27 protein-coding genes and 1 tRNA gene are annotated in these 24657 nt (G+C 39.5%); 14 read left to right on the top strand and 14 right to left on the bottom strand.

Going from position 1 to position 24657, the window contains the following annotated elements; genetic code table 11:
• From DYY65_RS03675 to DYY65_RS03650, 6 genes are all read left to right on the top strand, one after another.
• Positions 1-742: DNA polymerase domain-containing protein (locus DYY65_RS03675; protein WP_162476633.1), on the top strand; the 742-nt coding region annotated here is incomplete at its 5' end.
• 353 nt (positions 743-1095) lie between these two features.
• Positions 1096-1968, top strand: coding sequence for a DUF72 domain-containing protein (locus DYY65_RS03670; RefSeq protein WP_201449306.1), 873 nt, complete (start codon positions 1096-1098; stop codon positions 1966-1968).
• An 80-nt stretch (positions 1969-2048) separates the two neighbouring features.
• Positions 2049-2231 (top strand): hypothetical protein, encoded by a 183-nt coding sequence (locus tag DYY65_RS03665; protein WP_162476631.1) that lies wholly within the window; start codon positions 2049-2051, stop codon positions 2229-2231.
• Positions 2232-2236: 5 nt separating this feature from the next.
• A complete protein-coding gene (locus tag DYY65_RS03660) occupies positions 2237-2674 on the top strand; it encodes an acylphosphatase (protein ID WP_162476630.1) in 438 nt (145 codons plus the stop codon).
• A 354-nt stretch (positions 2675-3028) separates the two neighbouring features.
• Positions 3029-3343, top strand: a complete 315-nt coding sequence (locus tag DYY65_RS03655) for a hypothetical protein (RefSeq protein ID WP_162476629.1) — start codon at positions 3029-3031, stop codon at positions 3341-3343.
• 373 nt (positions 3344-3716) lie between these two features.
• Entirely contained in the window at positions 3717-4022 is a 306-nt protein-coding gene (locus DYY65_RS03650; RefSeq protein ID WP_236561643.1) for a hypothetical protein, read from the top strand.
• 224 nt (positions 4023-4246) lie between these two features.
• On the opposite strand, the gene DYY65_RS03645 is transcribed toward DYY65_RS03650, so the two are convergent.
• From DYY65_RS03645 to DYY65_RS03625, 5 genes are all read right to left on the bottom strand, one after another.
• Positions 4247-4384: a hypothetical protein gene (locus tag DYY65_RS03645; RefSeq protein ID WP_162476627.1), complete on the bottom strand. Its 138-nt coding sequence runs from the start codon at positions 4382-4384 to the stop codon at positions 4247-4249.
• Positions 4385-5841: 1457 nt separating this feature from the next.
• The gene (locus DYY65_RS03640; RefSeq protein ID WP_162476626.1) at positions 5842-6210 is read right to left on the bottom strand and encodes a response regulator; all 369 of its coding nucleotides are present in this window, start codon (positions 6208-6210) and stop codon (positions 5842-5844) included.
• Between the two features lie 334 nt (positions 6211-6544).
• Positions 6545-6808 (bottom strand): DUF2024 family protein, encoded by a 264-nt coding sequence (locus tag DYY65_RS03635; protein ID WP_162476625.1) that lies wholly within the window; start codon positions 6806-6808, stop codon positions 6545-6547.
• A gap of 186 nt (positions 6809-6994) precedes the next feature.
• Positions 6995-9025: a minichromosome maintenance protein MCM gene (locus DYY65_RS03630; RefSeq protein ID WP_162476636.1), complete on the bottom strand. Its 2031-nt coding sequence runs from the start codon at positions 9023-9025 to the stop codon at positions 6995-6997.
• A gap of 31 nt (positions 9026-9056) precedes the next feature.
• Positions 9057-9590 (bottom strand): hypothetical protein, encoded by a 534-nt coding sequence (locus DYY65_RS03625; RefSeq protein ID WP_162476624.1) that lies wholly within the window; start codon positions 9588-9590, stop codon positions 9057-9059.
• Positions 9591-9724: 134 nt separating this feature from the next.
• Between DYY65_RS03625 and DYY65_RS03620 the strand changes: the two genes are divergently transcribed.
• On the top strand, positions 9725-10729 hold the full coding sequence (locus DYY65_RS03620) for a replication factor C small subunit (RefSeq protein WP_201449305.1): 1005 nt from the start codon (positions 9725-9727) through the stop codon (positions 10727-10729).
• A 16-nt stretch (positions 10730-10745) separates the two neighbouring features.
• On the opposite strand, the gene DYY65_RS03615 is transcribed toward DYY65_RS03620, so the two are convergent.
• The 5 genes from DYY65_RS03615 to rtcA form a co-directional block, all read right to left on the bottom strand.
• On the bottom strand, positions 10746-11018 hold the full coding sequence (locus DYY65_RS03615; RefSeq protein WP_162476623.1) for a hypothetical protein: 273 nt from the start codon (positions 11016-11018) through the stop codon (positions 10746-10748).
• 70 nt (positions 11019-11088) lie between these two features.
• Complete coding sequence (gene folE, locus DYY65_RS03610; RefSeq protein WP_236561641.1) at positions 11089-11715, bottom strand: GTP cyclohydrolase I FolE; 627 nt, start codon at positions 11713-11715, stop codon at positions 11089-11091.
• A 7-nt stretch (positions 11716-11722) separates the two neighbouring features.
• Positions 11723-12451 carry a 7-carboxy-7-deazaguanine synthase QueE gene (locus tag DYY65_RS03605; RefSeq protein WP_162476622.1) on the bottom strand — a complete coding sequence of 243 codons (729 nt, stop codon included), beginning with the start codon at positions 12449-12451 and terminating at the stop codon, positions 11723-11725.
• Positions 12441-13151 (bottom strand): 7-cyano-7-deazaguanine synthase, encoded by a 711-nt coding sequence (locus DYY65_RS03600; protein WP_162476621.1) that lies wholly within the window; start codon positions 13149-13151, stop codon positions 12441-12443. Before DYY65_RS03600 ends, DYY65_RS03605 begins: the two co-directional genes overlap by 11 nt.
• 61 nt (positions 13152-13212) lie before the next feature.
• Positions 13213-14271: an RNA 3'-terminal phosphate cyclase gene (gene rtcA / locus DYY65_RS03595; RefSeq protein WP_162476620.1), complete on the bottom strand. Its 1059-nt coding sequence runs from the start codon at positions 14269-14271 to the stop codon at positions 13213-13215.
• A gap of 192 nt (positions 14272-14463) precedes the next feature.
• Between rtcA and DYY65_RS03590 the strand changes: the two genes are divergently transcribed.
• The 5 genes from DYY65_RS03590 (at position 14464) to DYY65_RS03570 (ending at position 19603) form a co-directional block, all read left to right on the top strand.
• Entirely contained in the window at positions 14464-14997 is a 534-nt protein-coding gene (locus tag DYY65_RS03590) for a nicotinamide-nucleotide adenylyltransferase (protein ID WP_162476619.1), read from the top strand.
• 108 nt (positions 14998-15105) lie between these two features.
• The gene (locus DYY65_RS03585) at positions 15106-15513 is read left to right on the top strand and encodes a hypothetical protein (protein WP_162476618.1); all 408 of its coding nucleotides are present in this window, start codon (positions 15106-15108) and stop codon (positions 15511-15513) included.
• Between the two features lie 86 nt (positions 15514-15599).
• Positions 15600-16985, top strand: a complete 1386-nt coding sequence (gene gatD / locus DYY65_RS03580; protein WP_162476617.1) for a Glu-tRNA(Gln) amidotransferase subunit GatD — start codon at positions 15600-15602, stop codon at positions 16983-16985.
• A gap of 29 nt (positions 16986-17014) precedes the next feature.
• Entirely contained in the window at positions 17015-18958 is a 1944-nt protein-coding gene (gatE, locus tag DYY65_RS03575; RefSeq protein WP_162476616.1) for a Glu-tRNA(Gln) amidotransferase subunit GatE, read from the top strand.
• Between the two features lie 207 nt (positions 18959-19165).
• Complete coding sequence (locus DYY65_RS03570; RefSeq protein ID WP_236561640.1) at positions 19166-19603, top strand: COX15/CtaA family protein; 438 nt, start codon at positions 19166-19168, stop codon at positions 19601-19603.
• 23 nt (positions 19604-19626) lie between these two features.
• On the opposite strand, the gene DYY65_RS03565 is transcribed toward DYY65_RS03570, so the two are convergent.
• The gene (locus tag DYY65_RS03565) at positions 19627-20328 is read right to left on the bottom strand and encodes a cupredoxin domain-containing protein (protein WP_162476614.1); all 702 of its coding nucleotides are present in this window, start codon (positions 20326-20328) and stop codon (positions 19627-19629) included.
• 145 nt (positions 20329-20473) lie between these two features.
• Here DYY65_RS03565 and DYY65_RS03560 point away from each other — a divergent pair, with 145 nt between their 5' ends.
• Positions 20474-20812, top strand: a complete 339-nt coding sequence (locus DYY65_RS03560; protein ID WP_162476613.1) for a hypothetical protein — start codon at positions 20474-20476, stop codon at positions 20810-20812.
• 526 nt (positions 20813-21338) lie between these two features.
• Positions 21339-21584, top strand: a complete 246-nt coding sequence (locus tag DYY65_RS03555; protein WP_162476612.1) for a winged helix-turn-helix domain-containing protein — start codon at positions 21339-21341, stop codon at positions 21582-21584.
• A 460-nt stretch (positions 21585-22044) separates the two neighbouring features.
• Here DYY65_RS03555 and DYY65_RS03550 read toward each other — a convergent pair.
• From DYY65_RS03550 to DYY65_RS03540, 3 genes are all read right to left on the bottom strand, one after another.
• Positions 22045-22119: transfer RNA gene (locus DYY65_RS03550), tRNA-Gly, on the bottom strand.
• 452 nt (positions 22120-22571) lie between these two features.
• Complete coding sequence (locus DYY65_RS03545; RefSeq protein WP_162476611.1) at positions 22572-24089, bottom strand: hypothetical protein; 1518 nt, start codon at positions 24087-24089, stop codon at positions 22572-22574.
• A gap of 262 nt (positions 24090-24351) precedes the next feature.
• Positions 24352-24657, bottom strand: a 306-nt coding sequence (locus tag DYY65_RS03540) for a hypothetical protein (protein WP_162476610.1), incomplete at its 5' end; no start/stop codon positions are given.

The raw sequence follows: 24657 nt of genomic DNA, 5'->3' as shown, positions 1-24657 counted from the left end.
AGATGGCGCACCAATTGAAGAGTATGAGAATGTTAAGAATATTCTTGCAAAGGAAACAGACCTTCCAATTTCCATTGAACAACATTACAAATTTCTTGTTTTGCTTCCGCTGGAAGCGAGCGAAAGGATGGAAGCATTAAAGCATTATTTTGGAATTACCCACTCGGACGAAATCATTGCAAGAGGAACCGAAATAAGAAGGCATGATGTACCAAATTTCATAAAACAATTTCAGACAGAATTGCTTTACACTCTGTTTGATTGCATTGATTCAGCCGAGGTATTCTCCAAAGGATATGAAAATGCTCTGTTGCTTGTTACACAGACCATTGACAAAGTAATGACCGGTGAAATTAAATTTCAAGACCTGGTGGTCACAAAAGTATTGGGACAAAATATAGACAAATACAAATCATTATTTCCACATGTCTCGGCTGCTATTCTTCTAGCAAAGAGGGGAATGGGAATGAATGCTGGAGAAGGCGTCGAATACATCTTTACAAATACACATCATCATAATCCTCTCTTTAGAGTAGCGCCTAAGGCGTTCGTAGAGGAGAATGGTGAATTCGAGTACGATAAAGAAAAATACCGTGACATGCTTTTGGAAGCGGGTGAAACGGTTCTCTCAATTTTTGGTTTCAATAGAACGGTCTACGGGGACGCGCCAAAGAAGTACAAGAAATGGTGGCAACAGCTCAATGAAGAGAGATTGAATGATAGAGATACAGAGAGAACATAGAAGGCGTGTTTTGCTCACGACGATACCATTTGATTATTTCCAGACGCTTTCAATCTTATTTCCTTAATCCTGTCACACATATCGCAATGCTGCGGACATTCTTTGTGAAGACACTCAAGCTGCAGTGAATTACAACCAAAACACCAAATTTCCTTAGAAGACAAATGAGACAATTTCCTGTAAGCATCGGCGCAGATAATAAAGATAATGTCGTATTAAATTGTAGTAGGGGGCTTTCCATTGTAGCCCCAGCTACGTAAAATAATGTATTTTTATTATATCCTTGCCCAAAGTAGACAAATCTTATGGTCGAATGCGTCCAATATTTCAAATAAGTGCATGTTATATATCAAGTGTATAAAGCGTTGCAATATTATGTGGGTTGCTCAGGATGGAGCTATACATCTTGGGAGGGCCCATTCTATTCTCAAAATACCGAGAATTTTCGCTGGTTAAATTATTATTCTCATGTGTTCGATTATGTAGAAATTGATTCTTCTTTCTATAAGACACCAAACAAACAGATGGTCATGAATTGGGCCAAGAAAACACCTAACAATTTCAAATTTACTGCGAAATTTCCTAAAGCAATAACACATGACAAGAGATTGAAGGACGTAGATGACGAATTAGAGCGGTTCTTTGATGCAATGGAGCCGCTTGAGAATAAGACGCTGGCACTTTTAATACAATTGCCTCCTTACATACAGATACATACAGGTCTGGAACGTCTGAGAGAATTAGTACATAAATTAGACACTCGATTTAGATATGCAATAGAGGTAAGACATCCATCATGGTTTCAGGATCTATCTTACAGCTTTTTTGCAAATAACGATATCTGTTTGGTTTGGAGCCAGCTCGCTGAATTACAGACCCCACCTGTTGTCACTACTGATTTTCTATACTTGAGGTTCATAGGAGATAGGAGTATTCAAGAAAAAGATTTTGGTCGAATACAAATCGACAGGATTGTTGAGATGCAGAAGTGGGCCCATAACATCAAGAATGTCCGAGAGGATGGACGCGTAAAACAGGCAATCATTGCAGCAAATAATCATTATGCCGGGTTCGGCCCAGGAACCGCAAACATTTTCAGGAATATGTTGGGATTGTCAGAAGCCAAATGGAAGGAAGTAGAAATGGAACAAGAGGAGAAAGACCAAAGAGATAGCGGCACCATTCAAAATTTAAAACAGCGCGCTATTTCTGATTTTTTCAAATAATTATTTCGCAAAAGAATCTCTTGTTAATGGGTGTGTTTAAATTAAACGCGACATAAGCTGGAACAATGGGGCTGAAGGCAGTGAAATTACAGAAGAGATTCAATCGTAGGGTAGGCGATAAAGAATATTCTAAGTGGGTTGTGGTCTTACCTGATAATGAAGTGAATCGGCTAGGCTGGAGAGAAGGGATTGAATTAGAAGCGAACAGCACTAGACGTGGCACATTGGAGCTTAAATCAAGAACCGCGAAAATTGAGGCGTAGATGTAATGGTTGACATGATATTCTTCATCGAAGGAAAACCCGCAGATATTTTTGGTGTCGGTTTCCGTCCCGCGATAATGGGGAGTGCCGCTGAACGCGGTCTAAAATCGGCGGTCAGCAACATGCCTGACAAAAATAGGGTACAGGTATTAGTGAGTGGAAATTCTAGCATGATAACATCATTTCATCAAGAGATTAGCAATAACGATATACGAGTGAAGAAAACCGCGCAACCATCATACAAGGTTACGACACCTGAGGAATATGATGGACCTAATATTGATTGGAATGGATATCAATTGGCTCTGATGTCCGAACAAATGTACAAGGGTTTCCTAGAGGCGAATAAGAGATTAGGTTCGATAGAATCAAAGCTCACTCAGAAGAAACCCGTAAAATCTGCTAGGACCCGTAGGTTAACACCTTCTCATAGGACCCGTTGAATTAACAGAACCCATAACCGAAATATTTAAAATAATTGTAATGCATTTGGTTTTAGACACTTTAGACATTTTTTACGGTCACTAATAGAATCCCAAAATGGCTACAGATCTGTAGTGGTTCCGACCCGGCCCATTTTGATAACGATGCTTCCGACCCGGCCCATTTTGATAACGATGCTCAATTACGGCCCTATGCCATATTGAGGTGAGATAAAGAAGGATTTTGTCAGTAACTCCCACGTCTGCTTCAACAAAGACCATTGGAGAGCAGATAGAAGATCCGATGTCGTATTCCTTTATGCCCTGAGAGCACCAGAAACAAAGAGGCAGTACCCGAGGCGGCCAAAGATATTCTTGGGCTATCTCAAACTGGAAGGAACGCTAGAACAACAGGCAAAGGAATTCCTATCGAAAGCCAAGCAAAACCCGCTGTGGGCCCAGAATTCCCTTATGCAGTTTATAGCCTTCCAAAAGGAAAGGGCCAGGAAAGGCGAAATATCCTACTCCACGATTAACAACTACTACAAGGCAACTAAACTATTCCTGGAGATGAACACTGATAACCAAATCATAAATTGGAAGAAAATATCACGTTGCCTGCCAAGTGGACCAAAGGCTGCCAACGATAGAGCCCCCACAATAGAGGAGATGAAACGTCTGGTTGAGTAGACAGTTTTGGGAGAGAGGGCCATTGGCAAAAATCAATCACCACAAGAGTCACACCGTAACATCCAGCGGCCAGTCTTTGTTTGTTTAAGTTCTGCAGCAGATTTTGAGAATACAATTCACTATACGTTCGAGGCCCAGCCCGTAATTGCGGACATAACTCATATGTGTTGTATTAGATATCATCCCAGCTATAGATAGTGGTCGAACCCTCCGTGCTCATCCACGCTCATGTCGTGTTCGCACGCACGCACGCCAGGGTCGGCAAAAAAGACATTTTTTCGAGAGACCGGTTACATTGTTAGGGACAGTGCGAAAGAAAATCTTAGGGCTGGATTAGTGGCCTATAATTATAAATATTATTCAGAGATAGGCCATGTATGAGGAGGGCGATAATGAGATAATGAGATTAACCCCTGAAGGTGTGCAATTTTATCTAGACAAGGGCTATCTTGATTCAGACCCAGAGAGGAAACAACATATGCTTGCAGCACTACAAAAGGGCAAACAGATGTCAACCCCAGACCTAGCCGAACTGGTCAAAGTAATCTTGTTTGAGCATCCAGGTAGTGATGAGAATGGTATGCACATGCATCTGTTGTATGACAAAGGCGTCATAACACAAGCAAAAAAGCTCGATTCAGCCTTAGGTATTTTGAAACAGGCTGGTATTGTTGAGTGAAAACACTAAGCCAAGACATTAAAGAGATAGAGCACATCTAGATTGTCTGTTCAAATTCCACTGATGGTCTTTATTGCGATTGTGGTGTTTGTTGTAGGGGCCCTAGTGGTACGGCGTCGAAACCCCAGATCAGCACACCCTATATAATTTCAATATTCAAATACGGTAAATCAGGATAAGCGAAAAATCGCGTTTCTAAATGATATACAGGATAAACGCCGAAGCTAAATTTTGTTGTGTAGCTGCGTTAGATAGCATACAGGATAAGATTTGATTTGATAAAATATGACACCAACAGTACCATCACCACCTATACCAGTCACGCTGCTTGTCATTAGTGCCGCTATTATCGTCCTTGGCATTATCGTCTATTTTGCAAGGCGACTGTGGCGAGAGAAGCATCATTAGTTAGTCAGTCGTGACCATTGATTTAAGTACCATGGATGGATAAACGTCAGATGGTAATGCATGAAGAAGAAGGTACATCTATCTTACGTTTTGTATATGGTTGTCGTACTTGGCATTATCGCCGCGCTGGTGTTGCTCGTAATCTTTAAGGTGATTCGATTATGAGTGAAGTACAGTAGACAAAGTCAGTCAAACATTATTGCGTAGTCGAGGAACAAAAGCCTAATTTTTACGCAATACCTATTTGTTATTGTCATGTATCTGTCTTTGCCGAGAGTCACGCGTTGCAGTCTGGCCCTAGCTTTCTACTATACAAATGCAGGCCAGACCTGTTTGTTTGTATTCACAATCCATTAGGCACTGACATCATGACGAAGCTCTCTGTGCCCTAATTTTGTGTTGATAACAATTCACAAACGACCGGCCCATTATAATCTTGGTGCCATTTGAGTATAGGGTATATGGAGGCTCAATCTCTCTCTAAAATGGGAGAATAATTTCCAAAAGAAATGGAACGCGTGGGCTCAGCCACGACTACTTTAAGTATTAGAGAGCAGGATCCATTGCGCGCCTCCAATGCTCTCAAAGCATGTGAGAGTTAGCGTCAATATACAGGAAGACTGAAAGTCTTTGGATTATCTTGGCCTGAATCATGACATACAATATTAGGCCAAGGAATTCGAAGCCCAAAGATAATCCCAATTTCGGGTGAAACGGCGCTTTCGGTTTGCGATCATACTGGTTAAGTCTGCAAAAAAATTGACATGTCATTTTTTATTAAGAAGATTCCAATAAAATGCGGACGTTGCCACTCGATAATTAGTACCCACAAATTTGTTTGTCAAAATACACTGGAGTTAGTGATCCTATTTATTCTAGTATTTACATTAATAATGTTGGTGTAGATTCTGCTTAAATTTAGGATGCTAGGGATAGTTTGTTATTACGTGGTTCATTGTTCTCCTACCCCCGGTTTCTCCTTTAAGCAGTCTACACTATTTTAGATTTTAAAGACAACAAAGTAAAAAGAATAGGTACGAGTATTAGAATAAATCTCTGGGAGATTTATTTCCGTTTTGCCTGCACTAGGTGTTCGTGATTAGATGCTTTTCACAAAGCATTTTTATCCACCAATGTTTTATTGGTAAGAAAATTTTCCTTAGTACCAAATAGGATGCTACGATTTACAATAATCGCTATGGAAGAGCGTCATTGCTACCACTTAAGTGGGAGCTAGGAAGTCTAAAAATATACTTAGCCTTCTGTCTACAGTCACAGTGCAATTGTAATCAATTCTTGTTACTAATAGAAGGGCTTCTAAATTGGCTATTGACTGACTAACTGACCGACTCCACTAGTTCTTTTATATTTTTCAAAATCACGAGGTAAATGCCCTTGATGTTTGAGTCTATTAGTTGAGGGATAAAATCAAATTAAGCTTGCGGATGAGATTGGATATACTTAAGGGTTTATGGATGAAATGAGCGTCTGGAAGTATTTGAGCATATTCTAGTTTATCAATTTCAAATGCAGTGAAAAATACTATTTTGATTGATAGGTTTCTTTTCTTTAAGCGATGATATAGTTCGAATCCTGTCATTTTTGACATTCGAATATCTGTGAGCACGAGATCGTAATAGTCATCCCGTCGATTAGCAAAGGCTTTTAGAGCCGATTCACTGTCAGAATATGCGTCTACACTGAATTTCGTATCAAGGCTATTAGACTCTAAATCACGTTTCAATATACGTAGAATATCCCTTTCATCGTCAATAACCATGATCTTTGGAGTACGGTTTTTTTGTTTATTTATGCCCACAAATAATCATTAATACTATATTATATAATGTTATCAAGAATGGGCAATCTCATTTATATTGCTGAATACCCGTGAATCTTTTAAGTATTAAATCCAAGTTTCTGCTTGTAACTATATTTTTATACATTATTGTAGGGCTAGCCTTCATCACAATCCTGTTAAAAGCCGAACCGTCAATTTAGGATGTGTTAGGCCATGCTTAAACCCAAGGTCAGCATCATTGAATTTATATAAATACGTAGCATTGGTCGGGCGTGGACGCTAATCCAGTTAAAAAAAAACTGTTATAATCTCATTATGATGGGCATCCTTCCATTTTCTGTATATAATATCCCCTGGCGATGATATCTTTCTCAACGGCTGGTGGGGCACTTTGAATATGGCAAAATTGACATTCTTCCTGGGTCATTTTTTGTCCTCCTTGACCAATACTTGCGAGGTATTGTTTGCCATATTCAATTGCCTTCTCATGTGGCGTATCTGAGTTCACTACGACATCAAAATGCATAGTTTTGCCATCACTTTTTTGGACATAAGTATCGTATACAGCACATTCCATGAGTCCAATTCTAAAATAACATAATTTATTTCATTTCGTTTTAGCTAGTCCATAAAGAGGAAATATTATTTCGCCAGAGTTATAGGAGAGACAAATTATAAGGTAAAATTCCGATTAGAATAATATCTCAATGGAAAAAACCAAGATGTTCTGCAAATTTAAGGCAAATCAAAAGTGCCGACCTTCCTAAGCCTTGGCGTAATATCCAGTCTTCCTTTCATAAATTTGTCCGTTCTGGGTGGCTTTTCTAAGATATGCACGTGCATCTTCATCCGTAAACTTGCCTGTCTTGATGAGCTCATCAATAAAATTTCTTTCTTCTACGTCGTTTTTATCTTGCCCGGATAAGGAATTAAATACCTCCATGAACACCTTCAACTTCGAAACCTCGCTTTGCGGCTTACCATGTAGTACACCGAGATCGATTCTTCCCGTGTTTACATCTACACCAGCAGTCTCTAGCATTCTTTGCACGAGATAAATCGCACGCTCCGCATCTTCGGCGTCCACCTTATCCTTTAGCAGTAGTCTTGCCCTTGCTGTTGAAAGTCGAATAAGACCTTCAAGTTGTCTAGGTGTAACGGTTATCATGCCTTCGGAGTCAACATTTCTCATTTTCATATAATAATTCTTAATTATGTCGATAGCGTCGCCTGTCAACCGTGGTTCGATCTGTTTTGAGAAGGCTAGGTATTTACTGAAGAGATCTATATCAATCGCGGGCTGAGCTGAACGTCCAGATTCACGATGAAGTTCTAAAATATGACTTGCTACTCTACTATCCTTTTCCTTTTCTGGATTATCTCTCACAACGTAAATAATGTCAAACCGTGTTAAGAGCGGCACTGGCAGATTTACATTTTCTGTTATATTTTTGTAGGGATCATATTTACCATAAAGTGGGTTGGCAGCAGACAAAATGGAAGTTCGTGCATTTAGAGTAGCAACAATCCCCCCTTTTGCAACAGAGCAGGTCTGTTGCTCCATTACTTCGTGCAAGGCAGAACGATCCTCTGGTTTGATCTTGTCGAACTCATCGATACAGACCAAGCCCTGGTCTCCCAATACAACAGCCCCGGCTTCTAACATCATAATTCCAGACTTATCCCGAATCACTGCGGCTGTGAGACCTGCTGCAGTTGTTCCTCGTCCAGAGGTGTAGAGCCCCCTTGGGGCAATTTTAGCAGCGAATTTAAGCATTTCTGATTTCGCAGTACCTGGATCACCAATTAAAAAGACATTTAGATCTCCTCTGCGAGTAGATCCATCTTCCAGCTTCTTTGTCACTGATCCTACTATTAGAAGCAAAATTGCCTCCTTGATAACCTCATGTCCGTATACGTGCGGAGCAAATGATGCTATAAGTTTGTCATAAGCGTCAGACTTGTTTGCGATAGACAGAATTTGCCTCTCATCATCAGCGCTTATTGCTATTCTTTCTATTGTTCGCATCTCCTTGGAACCAGCCCGTCCTCCCAAATACTCAATATTATTACCTTCCATTCGTAATCGAAAGAGCGCAGTCTTTATTTGGGGTGAAACTTGCTCCTGCTCTATTCTAACTATTCCTGTTAGCATAATCCTGTCCCCCGGACGACATTGATCAACAAGGTCGCCCATCACAGTCACTTCTACGTAATGAGGAAGCTGACCGGCTGGTAGATCCTCGGGTAATTCTTGAAGCCTTACCATTTGAAAATCATTAAATACGCTATTTTCAGGATCCATTTCCAGCTCCTTTTCAGAGCAGTTTCCGCACCTTGATGCTCTTTTTAGTACCAATCCCTTCATCTGAGACTCTGTAATTGCATCGCAATTCAGGCAACGATACCCGATCTTCTTTGCAAGTGGTTTGACTTCTGACGATCGGACAACCATTCCAGATACCCCAATTAACTTATCAATTACTTCCGCGTTTATATCCCTCAAGCCCTTCTGTACTGTATAGTTTCCTATTCTTGTCTTGATCTTGTCTTGGACTTCCTTTGCATAATCTGGGTGAATCTCTGTAAGAATTGATAGCACAGCATTGTTGAACGCCTCCAACATTTCGTCAGGATTATGGGTGATTTGCTTCGCAAGATCTGGCTTGAATGTGTCAAAATCAATATAGTCAATATCTAGAGAAGTTGAGTTAAGTGCCATCATGTGGTTAATGCTCTCAAAGTACTTGTATTTTCCATCCTTATCTTTATAGGCGCGTAAAAATTCCTCCATGCTGTTCGATAAAGCAGCTAACGTCTGTTGTTCAGGCAAATCTGAGCACCCTATGCTTAAAAGCCGAGGAAGAATTGTGAACCAAAATATAGAGTTGATGTTCTTCGGATGAGAGTTTTTCTCTCAACTCTATTGATAGTGGTGACGCAGCTGCCAGTTTTACAATCTTTTCGAGACGCGATGCAACGAATGAATTCATTGAAACTATTAAATTCTCTCTCTCTCTATCACCTAAACTTTCTAGATAGTCATTAACCCTTATGTAGAAATCAGGATCTATACCTGATAAGTCGTGAGGTTTAGCTATTCTTTCTCGATTGAGCGCTCTAGAGATGTATGCGGAGATATGGTTATTAGGAATTTCTATTGAACCTTCTTTTTCCAATATTCTTGCAAGCCATCTGGGAACGGACGACATATCCCCTTCCTTTGCGTCGATATTAATTCCAGCCACCGATAAGTTAACATCTCGCTTATACGACACCCTAACTGGTTCTATCAAATATTGTAAATGAGATGATCCTTGATTGATTTTGATTTCTCTATCTAATGGGTCATTAATCAATCTAATAAATTAGTATACTATATCACGTTATATCTTTTGTTCAGATAGCTTTTGTTAAGTTTTTAGTGAAACCTCGAATGGTTAATTTAGTTAGGTTATTATGATATCAAACTAGGAGATACCCTGATCGCACATTGTCAAAAAAGGAGAAAAATCTCTCAAACTTGATGTGGGTGGAGAAATATCGTCCGTCGACCTTGAATGAAGTCATAAATCAAACCGACATTGTCAGAGCTTTACATAAGCTTGTTAATATCCCATCAGAACTACCCCACTTATTATTTGCAGGGCCGCCCGGCGTTGGAAAGACTACGGTTGCAGTGTGTATCGCTAGGCAGCTGTTGGGAGAGCAATGGCGGAGGGATACCCTAGAGTTGAATGCTTCAGATGAAAGAGGCATTAAGATGGTCAGGGAGAGGGTTAAGGAGTTTGCTGCTGTGATGAAACTAGTTACAGAAGACAAGGAAAAATCATTTAGAATAATTATCCTAGATGAAGCGGACGAAATGACTTCCGAAGCACAGACGGCATTAAGAAGGATTATCGAAGATAGCTCAAAGACAACACGCTTTATTATTATTTGCAATTATCTTTCTCAAATAATTGCACCTCTGCAGAGCAGGTGCGTAGTGTTTCGTTTCGTGCAGCTGGCAAGAGAAGAACTTGTAGGGTATTTAAAAACAATTTGCCAACTTGAAAATGTTAGATTTGAGGATAAGGCACTTTCACAAATTTATGATGCTACAACAGGAGATTTACGTCATTCTATCAATATACTCCAAGCGGCTGCAGGGATGGGGTCAGTAACCATGTCCAACGTGATCGCGGCTAGAGGACTTTCGGGCAAATCAAAAGTTGGAGAAATCATCAAACTAGCTCTATCTGGCAGGTTCACTGATGCGAGGGTTAAGTTGTTAGAGCTAATCAATGTTTATGGCCTGTCAGAGACAGATTTTCTCAAGTACGCCAATCAAGAAGCGTACACTATGAAGCTTGATTATCCTGACCAATTTGCAGCTATCATGGCAGAATACGACTATAGACTATCAGTTGGGGCTCATCCTGAAATTCAGCTTGCAGCATTGTTGGCACAACTAGGAAAGCTAGGATCAAAGGAAAATAGAGAGCCTAAGTATTGACAATGTGGTACGACTTCTAGTAGTCATCCTCAAACTCCTCTTCCCCCTCTTCTTCCTCTACCTCTTCGAAATCCTCTTCCAGCTCCTCTCTTTCCTCGGCGCTTTTATACGGCAGATCAGCTTCGCCCGGTGCGCCACATACAGGACACTTGAATTCGATTGTTTGACCTTCAAGATCCAGGGGGAATTCTTTCGAAAATATTTCATCACATTTCGAGCAAACTAGTGTAGTTTGAATATTGTCTTGACTAAATTTGTGTGATTGTACCCTAAAAATCGTATTGGCCATTCCCTTTACCTATAACTACTTTATTATAAGCCTTATTATATGACCAAATCAAGGCTTAAACTGGCTTAAACTAGTATCGCACAGGTTTCGAAGTGGGTATTGCTTGCAATTCTTTTTTAGGCGCATAAATAAGTTCAAGAACATGATCACGAATCTCTTTCCTTTCGACTACCCCACGACACGCCTCGGTTAAGATTACGCTTCCATTTCTTACTCCACGCATTTTCATACAAAGATGTTCACCTTCAGCTATAACGAGAACACCTTTCACTCCTTTTCTCATAATCTCATCTGCAATTTCTTTTGTAAGTCTTTCCTGAATTTGCATTCTGCGCGCGTATTTTTCTACTAGACGCACCAGTTTGGATATTCCGAACACTTTACCCGCAGGAACATACGCTATATGGATCTTTCCGAAGAAAGGCAGCATATGATGCTCACACATGCTATAAAATTGGATGTCTTTTGCAATAATTGCATCTGCTGCCTCAGTGAAACTTACATCTAGCTCTGAATTTATATTATAACCAGCAAATATTTCTTCGAACATCTCTGCCATACGTGTTGGGGTCCCAATTAGGCCTTCCCTATCAGGATCTTCCCCAATCGCTATCAGTAATTGTCTTAACAAAATTTCGATTTTTTTCTTATCGAGTATATCGGCTTTTTCTATGCTCATATTTTCATCTAGTTGCATCTTTTTTTTATCGTGCTCCTATCTGTTTATGCGACTGAGGTATAATTCTTACCTCTGTGTAGAAGGGATAAACTATGTCGTAAAACCTCATTAAGTCATATATAGATGGTTCGTCCAAGCCAGAGCTTGGCTGTATTATGAATCCACAGATATCCGACGGTTCTATCTCACGGAAAATATTATCCACAAGACCAGCAAATTCACCACTATTAGTCGATTTAGTTACTACAACCTTAATGTATGAAATTTTTCTCGCATCAACCGAAGTTTTCAGGCACATGATTTCATTTTGTAGTAGATCGTCATAACGGTTAATACCAACCACCTCAGAATCGCTCATTTTGAACTCCACTTTGCAAATATCAATATATGGAACTAGCTTTGCAAATCTGGCAGAGTCATAGCATGCAGATTCTAGGTATGTCCGGAGGCCCCGATCTCTGACAAATTTGGCCAGTTCAATTACCCCTTCGTATTGAACTAATGGTTCCCCTCCAGTAAAGTTAACCTTGTAAGTAAAGGGCTGCAAATGTTCTGCGATTAGCTGCTTCGCGTAATCAACTGAATACCTGTTGCCACTAAGCATAGGCAAGGCATAGTTGGTATCACACCATCTACATTTGAGATGGCAACCGGCCATTCTCACGAACAAAGTTTTCGTGCCAACAAAAACCCCTTCGCCCTCGATACTAGTAAATATCTCGCTTAGTTGAATAGTATCTTGCTTAATTAGCATAATGTGTTTTGTCCTCTAAACCTGCTTTGCTAATTGCCTCCTTCCTATTTATACACGATTCGCATTTGCCACAGTGTAGCGGATCCTTACTCTTTTCCACAATACCATTTGTATAGCAGCTCCATGTTTGGAAAATTTGGTTGCCTAAAATTCTGTAGCCAATTTTCAGCAAATCAGACTTCTCTATCCCATCAATTGCTGGACACCATATCTTTATATTTTTTCTAAGACCAGATTCTATGCCATCAGATTCTCCTAAATTGAGGGCATTTGTGATTGATTTCACGAATTCAGGCCGACAGTCTGGATATCGTTCATCACCAATATGAGCACCGTAAGCGACAAGCTCCGCGCCAATACTCATGGCCCAGGCCCCTGCTATAGTTATGAATACTGCATTTCTTAACGGCACAACAATGGTATAATCGAAATGTTTGGGTAGACTCAGATAAGTGTTTGTCAAAGCATTCGTTTTTCCATAAATAGCCTTCAAAAAGGAAATGTCAACGACTTTATGGTCTTGTATTCTCAAGTTTTTCGCGAACTTCTTAGCTGCTCGAATTTCACGTTTGGCTCGCTGGCCGTATCCAAAGGTAATCATATGCACACGATAACCCTCAGTTTCAATCAAATAGGCCATGGCACAAATTGAATCAAGGCCTCCACTGACTATACATACAGCCTCTTTATGTCTGCCCATTCTGTTCTGACTAGTTTACTAATCAATTGACTAATAATTAACTAATACTAATTATTTGCTACTAATGGGGCTCATTGTCCCTTCGATGATGACCTTCAACTAAAACTACATAGCTTTTATTTTCAGGCATAATCCGATACGTACATCCGACAATTTGGCTCACAACATGAAGATTTGTTCTAAGGTGTTCTGTGGCGACCGCTATTCTATAACGTGATCTTCCATTCGCTAAACTTAATGGTATTACAAGCATATCAGCAAGAAAGCGATCAATTGGAACTTTGGCGTCATAGTTTTCAGAAAATCCATTAGCCGCTTCCACACCCACTTGCTCTGCCGGTACGTTTTTGGCACCAATGGAATCTCCTCCTAAATATGGGCCAAAGTCAGATTCAGAATACACAATTATCGAAGATCCTGCAGATAACGAAGCCTCGAGTGAAGAAGAATACTCCCTACAATGAACTCCTTTTTTCTCTAACCTCAATAGGGCCGAAGAAACTTGTCTTTCTGCAACGTGTTTGGGTAGTTGACAGCATACGCTAGCAATTTTAGGCTCTATATATCTGTGATTCAACAGATCCAAGGTATTCAGATTATTGCAAGGTTTGATTTCCGCGCGAACTATTCCGCCACCTTTAGGATAATATCCTCTTCTATAGACTTCTAACGTGAAATTAATGCCAAGATTTCTATAGGCTTTAGAGACTATGAATCGCAGATAATCCATAGTAGGACTCATTTTTACATCTGTGCCACCGATAATTTGAACGCTCAGACCCTTTCTCGACAATGCTACGGCTGGGATAATAGTTAGCAGTATCATAGGGATACTACCGGCAGTTCCAGTATCTATCTTCAATTCTCCTCCTTCATAGTGGTCTCGTACGGGAGTAAATCTAATCCATTCAGCACCCACTTTTAGATTATCTACCCTTGCTTTGAATATCTCAGATAGGGCCCTAGTTGCGTGCATATGTTGTGGTCTTAGGCCAGGCCTTTGGCGATTAGCCCTAATATTGATAACTTCTAGAGCTTTACCAGTAATCGCCGATAAAGAAATGGCACTACGCAGTATTTGTCCTCCTCCTTCACCGTAGCTACCATCAATTGTTAACATGATTCGCCATTAAACTATATTATGAAAGATAAAAATTCTGTCTTGTCAGTACTAAGGCACAGACTAGCAGAAGGTCAGTTATTAAGCTTTGATAATCGGTCAGAGTAATCCAGCCCAGATTTTTGTTATTATTCTTTAGTTTTATTAAAATTATTTAAATCCTTGCTTGGAGAATTACATGAAGTTAAACAGATGATTTCTCGCGGAATATTCGTTGGCAGGTTTCAACCATTCCATTTAGGACATCTGGTAACTGTCAAGTATGCTTTGGAAAAGGTAGATGAGCTCGTTATCGTAATTGGTAGCGCACAAATAAGCCATGAAACGAGAAATCCATTTACTGCCGGGGAGCGAATCCAAATGATCAAAGGTTCCTTAGACGCAGATGCCGAGATCGACTCCAAGCGAATATTAATCATCCCAGTTCATGATGTCAATACCCATTATCTTTGGACATATCAGCTTGATATGATGGTCCCTTCCTATCAGACAGTATTTTCAAATGATTTCTTTACTCGTGCGCTTTATAAAGAAAGAGGCATTAAGGTCATTCAAACAATCCTATATAAACGAAAAGAACTGTCAGGGACGGAAATTAGATGCAGAATGGCACTAGATAAAGTGTGGAATAACCTTGTCCCATTCCAAACAGCAAGAGTCATAGAGGATATTGGAGGTACTATAAGAGTAAAGGCAATTCGGAGATATTCAAAGTCAAGTCATTGACTAGGAACCTTCAGAAGTTGCTAAGCAGGATAATTTCCCAGCTGTCATTCGAAGGATTTATCCTAAAGAAAATGTATTTTTAGCTGTTTGTTTATTAATATATCACACTTGGTGCACGGAAACACTCATATTGAAAAGGAGGCTCTTGGCGGGAATGTCTCATTAGAGTCAGAAAGCGAAGTATGGTTAAATGATCTTGAAAAACTCTCCAACGAAGAACTTATGCGGATGTATAACACATTAACCACAGGAGGATACGAATTCGCAAAAGATGCTTGGTACATACCGCTCGAAGGCGATAAGAGGTGTCCCATAATGATCGCTAAAGGTTACAAAGCTCCCGATAATGCGATAAAAATGGCTGAATTTCAAGAGACAGCAAAAAAACTAGAACAAGAGTACAAAAGATTTATTGATGCGTGGGATTTCGGTCTAATAACAAAGTCCGAACTTAAGAAAGCAGTGTTGAATATTCTGGAAGCTAGAAGTATAGCGATCATTGAACCCTCGTATTAAAAGCCGCCTCTTTATAGTTGCATGTTACTTTCTTCTAGATTGATTCTTATTATTAAGCTAGGTAAGATGACCCAGATTGGTTAAAATTGTCCTCCGCAACCAAAGACGAATTACCTGGATATAAAGAGAAGAGTCAGAAATTACTTCGCGAACATGACATAGTGGTGGGCGATACTGTCAGTGTAAAGACTGACGAGAAGGAGTTTAATGGCTTATTGATGCCCAGATACGAATCATCTGATAACAATCATATTGTCATAAAATTAGAGAATGGCTACAACGTGGGAATAAGAACATCTAAAATCAGAGCAATTAAAAGAGCAGAAAAACATGCTTCTCATAATGAAGGCTATGAGCAATCTGATGATCGGATAAATATCAATTCCTTAAAGCAGTACAACAATACGCGAAACTCTGATTTTAAGATAGCTTTACTGGGAACAGGGGGCACAATTGCAAGTAAGATTGATTATCGCACAGGGGGTGTTAGTGCAGCCTTGTCTGCATCAGATATTTATAATTCAGTGCCAGAACTTAAAAACTACGCCTTGATAGAGCCCGAGGCGTTCCTAAATGAAGCAAGCGAAAATTTAAAACCCAGCGACTGGACCGCAATTGCGCATCGCATAAATGATAAAGTATCTTCTAAACAGTACAAGGGAATTATTGTTTCTCATGGGACAGATACGATGCACTATACATCTGCAGCACTGAGTTTTGCTCTCCAAAATTTGCCTATTCCAGTAATTTTAGTAGGAGCTCAGCGGTCTTCAGATAGACCATCATCGGATGCAGCTTTAAATTTATTAGGCGCCGTGGTATTTGCCCTAAAAGCGTCTATAAGTGGAGTTTTTGTTTGTATGCATGCCGACCCATCAGATGATGCGATTGCATGCCATCTGGGCACTAGAGTAAGAAAGAACCACACAAGCAGACGCGACGCTTTCGAATCTATAGACTTTCCGCCTATTATGATTGTGAGAGGCGAAATTCTAGAAATGAATATCCAAGCATCCAGACTGAGCTTAAAAAAACGCGATGAAAATGAAAACATCGTCTTTAAACCGGACTTTGACAAGAGAGTGTTATTATTAAAATACTATCCAGCATTTGACCCTGCGCTGATAGATTATGCGGTTGCCATGGGTTATAGGGCAATTGTCCTTGAAGGGACTGGCTTAGGACATGTTGGCAGAGAATCTCTTCCGGCTATTCGAAGAGCGGTTGAATCTGGAATCCTTGTTTTCATGACGTCTCAATGTATTTGGGGAAGAACTAGAATGACGGTTTATGAAACTGGCAGGGATCTACTGGATATTGGTGTAATACCGTTGTCAGATATGCTGCCCGAGACTGCTACAGTAAAAGCGATGTGGGCCCTTGCAAACAGTGATAATACCAAAACGGCCGTGAAATTGATGAAGCAAAACCTTGCAAACGAAGTGTCCATGTCTATACCCCTGCAACGGTAGACTTAAAAATATGTTCCGGACAAATCCGGATGAAAAGTTTGTCCGTAGATTTGACAGATATTAAGCTAACTGTAGGAATTGAAATTCATCAACAGCTGGCATCCAAGAGCAAACTATTTTGCGATTGTAAACCGAAAGATAGTGGAAAGAACAGTATCTCGTTCTTTCGAAAGATGCGACCCACCCAGAGCGAAATGGGCACATATGATCCTGCAGTGGTATTTGAGTTTGGAAAAATGCGTACGATAAAATATTATTCGTCAGATACATCTAGTTGCTTAGTAGAAGCGGATGAAGAACCCCCACACGAAGTAGATGAATTTTCGCTGGAAACCGCGCTAATAATTTCATTGGCCCTAAATTCGATTATATGCGATGAGCTGCATACTATGCGTAAGATCGTGATTGACGGTTCGAATACGTCAGGATTTCAGCGGACTATTTTGATTGCAACTGACGGATATCTTGACGTTAATGAAAGAAGAGTAGGCGTTCAGAGCATATGCCTTGAAGAAGATGCAGCTAAATTAATTTCAGACAACGGAATGGTTAGGGAATATGGTCTGGATAGATTGGGAGTGGCTCTAATTGAGATAGCACTAAAACCTGTAACATGTACGCCCGAGGAAATAGTCACGATAGCTCTTTCACTTGGCAGGCTTTTGCGAGCAAGCAAGAGAGTAGCACGGGGGCTTGGGAGCATTAGACAAGACGTTAATGTATCGATAGAAGGTGGCTCGGTTGTTGAAGTAAAGGGCATTCAACGGTTGGAAGATTTGGTAAAGGTCATTCGATATGAAATGATAAGACAACATGGTTTACTCAGGATTGCCCAAATGATAAAATCTCGAAAGACTGATCCATACTATTTTGGTGAAAGTATTGAAGATATAACCGGTATTATGGCGAAATCTACTTCAAATGTGGTATCAAAGGTACTTGAAGGCATGAATGCAATTTTCAAGGCCATCAAGGTTGAGGGCTTTAAAGGAATGATCGGCTATGAACCATATCCAGGTATACGTCTTGGAAAGCAAATTAGTGAAATGGTTAGGTTTTACGGCCTAAGTGGCGTCTTTCATTCTGATGAATTACCGGGATATGGGATCAATGATGAAGAAGTTCAAGCAATTATAAAGAAATTGCGAATGAACTCCGAAGAGGACGCATTTGTAGTTGTTGGAGGTCCTAAAGATAAGGTAGATTTTGCAGTGGATTCCATAATTCATAGGTTCAAGATGGCCATGGCAGGCGTCCCTCCCGAAACACGTGCTGCAACATTGGACGGTAAAACAGTATATAGTAGGCCAAAACCTGGTGCATCCAGGATGTACCCAGAGACCGATATTCCTTCTATCCCTGTCAACAGAATACAGTTGGCAAAGCTCACTGGGCAGGTGCCTAAACCAATGGACCAAATAATATCTTCATTGGTGGATAGATACGGCTTGAACAGAAAGCTTGCTGAACAAATTTTCGATTCTGAATATTTCAACCTGTTTGAGGAAATTGTTACCTCTATGAAAAAAATTCGGCCTACGTTCATTGCTTCAAAACTTACTGAGGACCTCCTGAACCTTGAAAGACGTGGACTAGATAGAAGCACAATATCTGACAATATTATTGTCGATATTTTTTGCAGAATTGATCAGGGAGTATTAGCTAAAGAGTCAGTGACTTTAATATTTGAAAAGTTGATGAAAAGGGAGGCCAAATCAGTTGAAGAGGCAATATCAGTACTGGGTATCACGACAGCGAGTGATCTAGAGCTAGATAATGCAATTGACTTCATTTTGAAAGAAAATTTACCTACGATCTATGAAAAGGGGTTTGGATCTATTGGTACGCTAATGGGAAAGTGCATGGCAAAACTTCGGGGCAAAGCAGACGGCAAGAAAATTAACTCGATCCTAAAGGCTAAACTAGAGCTTCTTTTGGAATCGCATATCGCCAAGACAGATAGTGATATTTAATTAATGACTAATCTCGTAAATACAAGAAACAATTAGTGAGAATTAGTTGGAAATTTTAAATATAATTTTAGCTTAATAGATTAGTAAAGAGTTACCTCAATAATACGGTAGCTAGGTGGTTTACTTCCGATATATCAAACGGCAGCATGAATTTCAATTTGGAAATGCAAGATTAATAATTATCTACTTAGCCAGATCTCTGAGTAAATGCCATATTCAAGGACTATGCTGTCCCTTTCCTTTACATCACTCGCCTTGCTTTTTACTACGATGTTAATTGGGACTTATGTTGATGCTTCTCACCAGGGAATGTCTTGTCCTGGATGGCCTCTTTGCCCGAATGGGTTTAGTTTCCCGCCAAAAAAGTATTTGTTTGAAGAGATTCACAGAATTATGGCGTTAGTCACTACGTTTGCCATTGTTTCAACTGCAATTTATGCAGCCAAGAAAATAGAACAAATTAGAACGCAAGCCGTTGCAGCTGGCGGCGTAGTCATAGTCCAGGTTGTCCTGGGAATGTTTGTCGTCTACACGAAGTTGGAGGCTCTAGTAGTAGCTATTCATTTGACGACTGGCGTTCTATTATTCGGCTTAACCCTAATTACTTTTGTTTCATATTATCGATTAAGTAAAGCAGAATTATAGACCTGCGGTCAATTATTTACTGTCTACTTAACAATAACCTTCCCGGTCATCCATGGATGGAAAATGCATGTATATTCATACAACCCGGCCTTCTCGAAAGTAATAGTGAATGTCCTACCTGCCTGTATACCTTGAGGGGTCTCCCCTGCTGGGTATAACCATCCCGAATTGATATATTTCTCATTTCCATGCATAATATATTTGCTATCCCAGTTTAGGAATGTTACATTTCCATTCGAACTAATAACAACTGGGTTATACGCTCTAGCATTAGCCGCTATCAGAAAATTTGTGTGATTTTCCCCGGGTATGATAATAGGTTCACCGTTAGACGAGTCTGCTGGCAACGAGGTCAGCTGAGCTGATTTTGATACCTCAAGAGGCAAAAATTGCTGCGTGGGAAATAAACTACCCATTTGAAATGTGACCGTATGGGCTTCAGGAACCTGCGTAGGATTGTACCAAGTTATGGTACCTCCAGTTTTGATTTCAACTATTTGAGGAAAGTATTGGGTTGATGACACATTGCTGTCTCCCCCTCCCACCTTTACTTTGACTGTGCTCGCTGTTGTGGCATTATTAAGAGCATTATTAAGAGTTTCATTAGTAGTTCTAGTTTGAGTTAGCGCTCCTGCAATTGTTGGGCCAGAATTCATCGGAGTGACAAATACCATCAGTATCCCGAAGACCAGCGCTATTGCAATTGCATACCAATAACTGACCATATGCCAATCCTTTATCATTAATGGAGATACTTTAATTTAATAGATACGCCGGGATCTCATTACTTGTAGATAATATTAGTGGGCTATCTTGGCATTTTCTTAGATTACTTTACGTGAATCTAGTTAATTCATTAAAATATCTGGGATGGATCGTTATAATATACTAAATATTATCGGTGATTATCGAAAGATAAATGCGGATAACAATGACTGTTTTAATGCCTCGAAAGAGTTTTCCTTTATATATTCGCTGATGATAGATGATAGTATGGAAATGGAAGGGATTGTCAAATCTATTGATACCTTAATCCGAGGTTTGACACACCCAAACGCAGAAATTGATTCCTCTGATATTAAAAGTGTGAGAGAAGATGTAGATGAAGAAGATAAGCCAAAGCTAGCTTCGAAACTGGAAGATTTACTTGTCTTGTTAAAAGATGACCCCGAGAATAAAGCGAAGATCAAGATATATGTAATCAGCTGATGGAAGGTTATGGGCATATCAAACCCATTTCAGAATTGTTGAAATCAATAAAGTCTACGTTCTGATTTGAAAAGTGTTAGAGGTTCATCTATAGGTTATGGCATTTTTACAAATGTCTGCTTGAATTTCATCATCAACTAAAGTACTCATACCTTTATCTAATTAAGCTCGATTATGCTCAAATGTCAGAGCAAACAACTCGTGTAGCAGATCAAGTTTGGTTACAAATTCTGAGATGGAGTAAGAATGGAATAACATCGAAACTGATCATAATGTCGATGTTAAGTCACTAAATTTTAAGGCTGTCCCGGTCAGAAAAGAGTGAAATAATGTAGAAGCAAAATGTTGGTAGCATTCAATAAACGAATTCTTGCATAAATAAAAAGTTCCGCTTTCTATTTATCACTAAACAAATCGAAGAGCATATAGCACTTAACTTTGGTTAGATCAAGTCACACTAGAATTCTATTAGTATTAATAGACCTCTAAAAATGGAGGTCTTATATATATACTTGTTTTCGACCAATTGAAGTACAGCTCAATCGATGCAATTGCAATAATTCTTGAGTCATTTAAATTCAAAAGAGATCCCACTATGCTTGAACGCATTTTAACGCGCGATGAGCTGCGATATTTCTTTTCAATGTTACAAGAGAGCAGTATGCTCATCTATCAACAAAAAAATCAGACTTATAAGACCACTGATAAAGGAATGTGTTTCCTAGATATTTATAACGAGGTTGAGGAACTAGTCACTCCCACAGGTGTCTAGGCATTGGTTTGTCCGATTATTTGAAAACAGAACATAATCCTGAATTTATGCTTTAATATTTTTGAATTAAGCTTGTTTTGAAATTCGTTTAAATGCCATCTGGCTATTAAATGCTCAATTTATGAATTTAGGGACTCTTATTTCAATTGTTTGTGACAAGGCTTTTTACTATCGAAAGCAACTTTACACATTCTATGCAATTGATATGTGTTGTTACGCGATTAATTGTGTTATAGGCTATACTCCTTTGACCAATTGGCATTAGCTTTGCTAATGACATCATTTTGGTATGGTTGATGATTGGCATTCGTACAATGAGACCCTAGTTAGACGTGGCCAAGTAACGTTGGATTTTGATGTAGTTAATAAATGGCGCCCTAATTAATGGCCCTCCTAAATTAAATATGCAAGACAGAAAAATCCTCTCTCCTTTATTTCTGATAACGCACGTTCATTTCAATGCGAAGTGCGGGATTTGAACCCGCGATCCCGAGCTTGGGAAGCTCGTACCTTAACCAGTCTGGGCTAACTTCGCAGATGTTTGATATCTACAAAAATGGGATAATAAGGTTGTTACCATATAAAATAATGGGATTTGCAGATTTTGAATTTTAGATCGGTGGACATCTGGGAATCGAAGTTCATTTGATACTACGAACTAGCCAATTCATCTGCACCTTCAACTAGGGTCATGGCATTAGGCTAAAATACCCTAGTAATTCAATTCCGGCTTCCTTTCAAACTGTCCACACATTAACCCGAAAGTGCTCGTGCTTTCGATAGATTTGAATCTGAGCAAAAGTTACTCGTATGATGTGAAACAGCTCAAACCTAATGATTACATTGTGGGTGTGGTTCATGCCCATTGAAAGCTGTATTCAGGTGATTGAATAGCGGCATACGCATGCAGTAGGGCTTGATGCCTTGCAGTGTAGCTCGCATACTAATAAACACTTACCTATGAACACATACCTCCAATTGTAAAAATCAGTTTATTCTGTCCACAGAAAATAGGTTATTGGTATAGATGTTAGCGCTCTTACCTATCTCACCTGTATAGTGAATGAAGTACAATGGGACATTAGGTTGTTGTCTAACCAATTTGTACTTCAACAAGGTTAAATTTTCTGAGAAGTAAAAAGTGCGGTGATCCTGCAAATACATTTCCATAAAACCTCGCCAATGTTTTTCCCCTAGAATAACAGACTTCTGTGGAGTGTTTTTATTGATCCAAGCGACTACCGAAGTCAACTTATTGGTGTCGCTTGCTTGTACAGAATTGAATTGCATGCTAGATGGAACAAAATGACCTACGTATGTTTGTGCCAAACCATACCACAAAGTATATGGACTTTGTCCATTCGACACTATCTCATAAGATATACCCATCATAATGAATACACCTAGAACGACAGCAACTAAAGTAACAGGCAACCGTCGTGCCACACGATTAGGTAAATTGGGAATTTGGTTTATCGCCCTTATCTTTAACTTGAGACCCAGATCATAAAGCCCATAAGCTGCAAAAATTGAAAGCAAGATACCCAGCAAGATAATCCATCTGTCGGCTACTAGTGACTCCTCAGATGGAAGGAATAGCCAAGAGAATGATGCTGTACCGCTTGTCAATAACGGAATTTTGAGAAGGGTGCTGTTAGGCATTTTATTGAATCCCAGTACACCTGTTGGGATAAGCAGACCATCTACTACTATAAAGAGATACATTAGATTCTTTGGATTGTAAGATGAGTGATCAACTTGTGAATTGTTACTAGCTAAGCTTCCGAGAATCCTGGCGTCCGAATTATAGTAACTAACGTACAACTCCGTTGCAAAGAAACTAAAAGCAATTATGGCGCATAATATCGCAAATTTAGTCCTATTAATAGTAGAATAAATTATAAGAGATATGACAAAAAGCGAGCCAATTATACGAGCAGTTGTAACAATCAAAGCGCACATTACCATTGCTAAGAAAACAGACTTCCAATCCAATTCCCTTATCCTTCTTCTTTCAGATCCTTTGTTTATCAATACAAACACGCAGAGCATCATAGAAATTGCCAGAACATCTCGATGAAGATCCCAGGTTGTCCTCAGTACTGCCATCTGAAAAATGACAAATACAGTAATAAAGAGCGCAAATTTAATATCAGTTTTTAGCATCTTCCTAGCGATCAAAAATATAGAGACCGTAAAAAATCCAAATATAGCAATCGCTAAACCTACTACTACAAGATATGCGTTTATGCCTGTTATAACGTGTACTGAATGCAAAATCGAAACATAAAGTGGAAATTCGGAAGAAATCTGAGGCCAGTGGTTAGCATAATTCGTTGTGATAGGGATATAATAATTGACAACGTCATAACCGATGGGATTAGGATATGCGAACAACTCCGGCAGCAGACGAACTATACAACCAATAAAAAAAACTAATAATATAGCAAACCGATCATCATCGACAGAACTTATTCTATTAAGTATAAAGTAGTTGCGTCTCATATCATATTGTATCGAAGTAGATATCGAAAACTTTCGTCAGCAAGTCTAAAGTAAATTTAAACACGTATGTACTAGAGGATGGATTCTTCTTATACAAGATGCTGCTTCTCGCAAACATTAAGTGATTATTACTGCAAGCGTCATCTGTCCAGTTAACAGGATTTTGCCGCCATTTGAGAGCAAAGTCAACAAAATACATCACAAATCAATAATACCCAGTCTCTTGCTATTAACCAAAATGAATTCTTAAAGCAAGATGAGATTAGCTTCCAACCCTTTTCATTTTTGATCCACATTTTGGGCATGCCACATCTTTATGTTTTGTTCCGCAGCCCATACAATAGTACTTTAGCGAATTGTCACCAAAGGTTGATGAAGATGGCACGGAACCGAACATGCTACCACCCATCCTTCCCATCATTCTCTTTCTCATGTAAAAGTTGAGAAGAATAAAAATGCCTATAATTACAACCAATGATACAGGAAATGGCACGATAAGTGAAATCGCAAGGCTCACACCCAAAGATAACCCTAACCACATTATCTGGTTTATAAGAAACTTTTTATT

This window comes from Nitrososphaera sp. AFS, assembly GCF_009898475.1.
Taxonomy (GTDB): Archaea; Thermoproteota; Nitrososphaeria; order Nitrososphaerales; family Nitrososphaeraceae; genus Nitrosopolaris.
The sequence above is the reverse complement of the archived record's forward strand: the minus strand, read 5'-3'. Positions and strand labels throughout refer to the sequence as shown.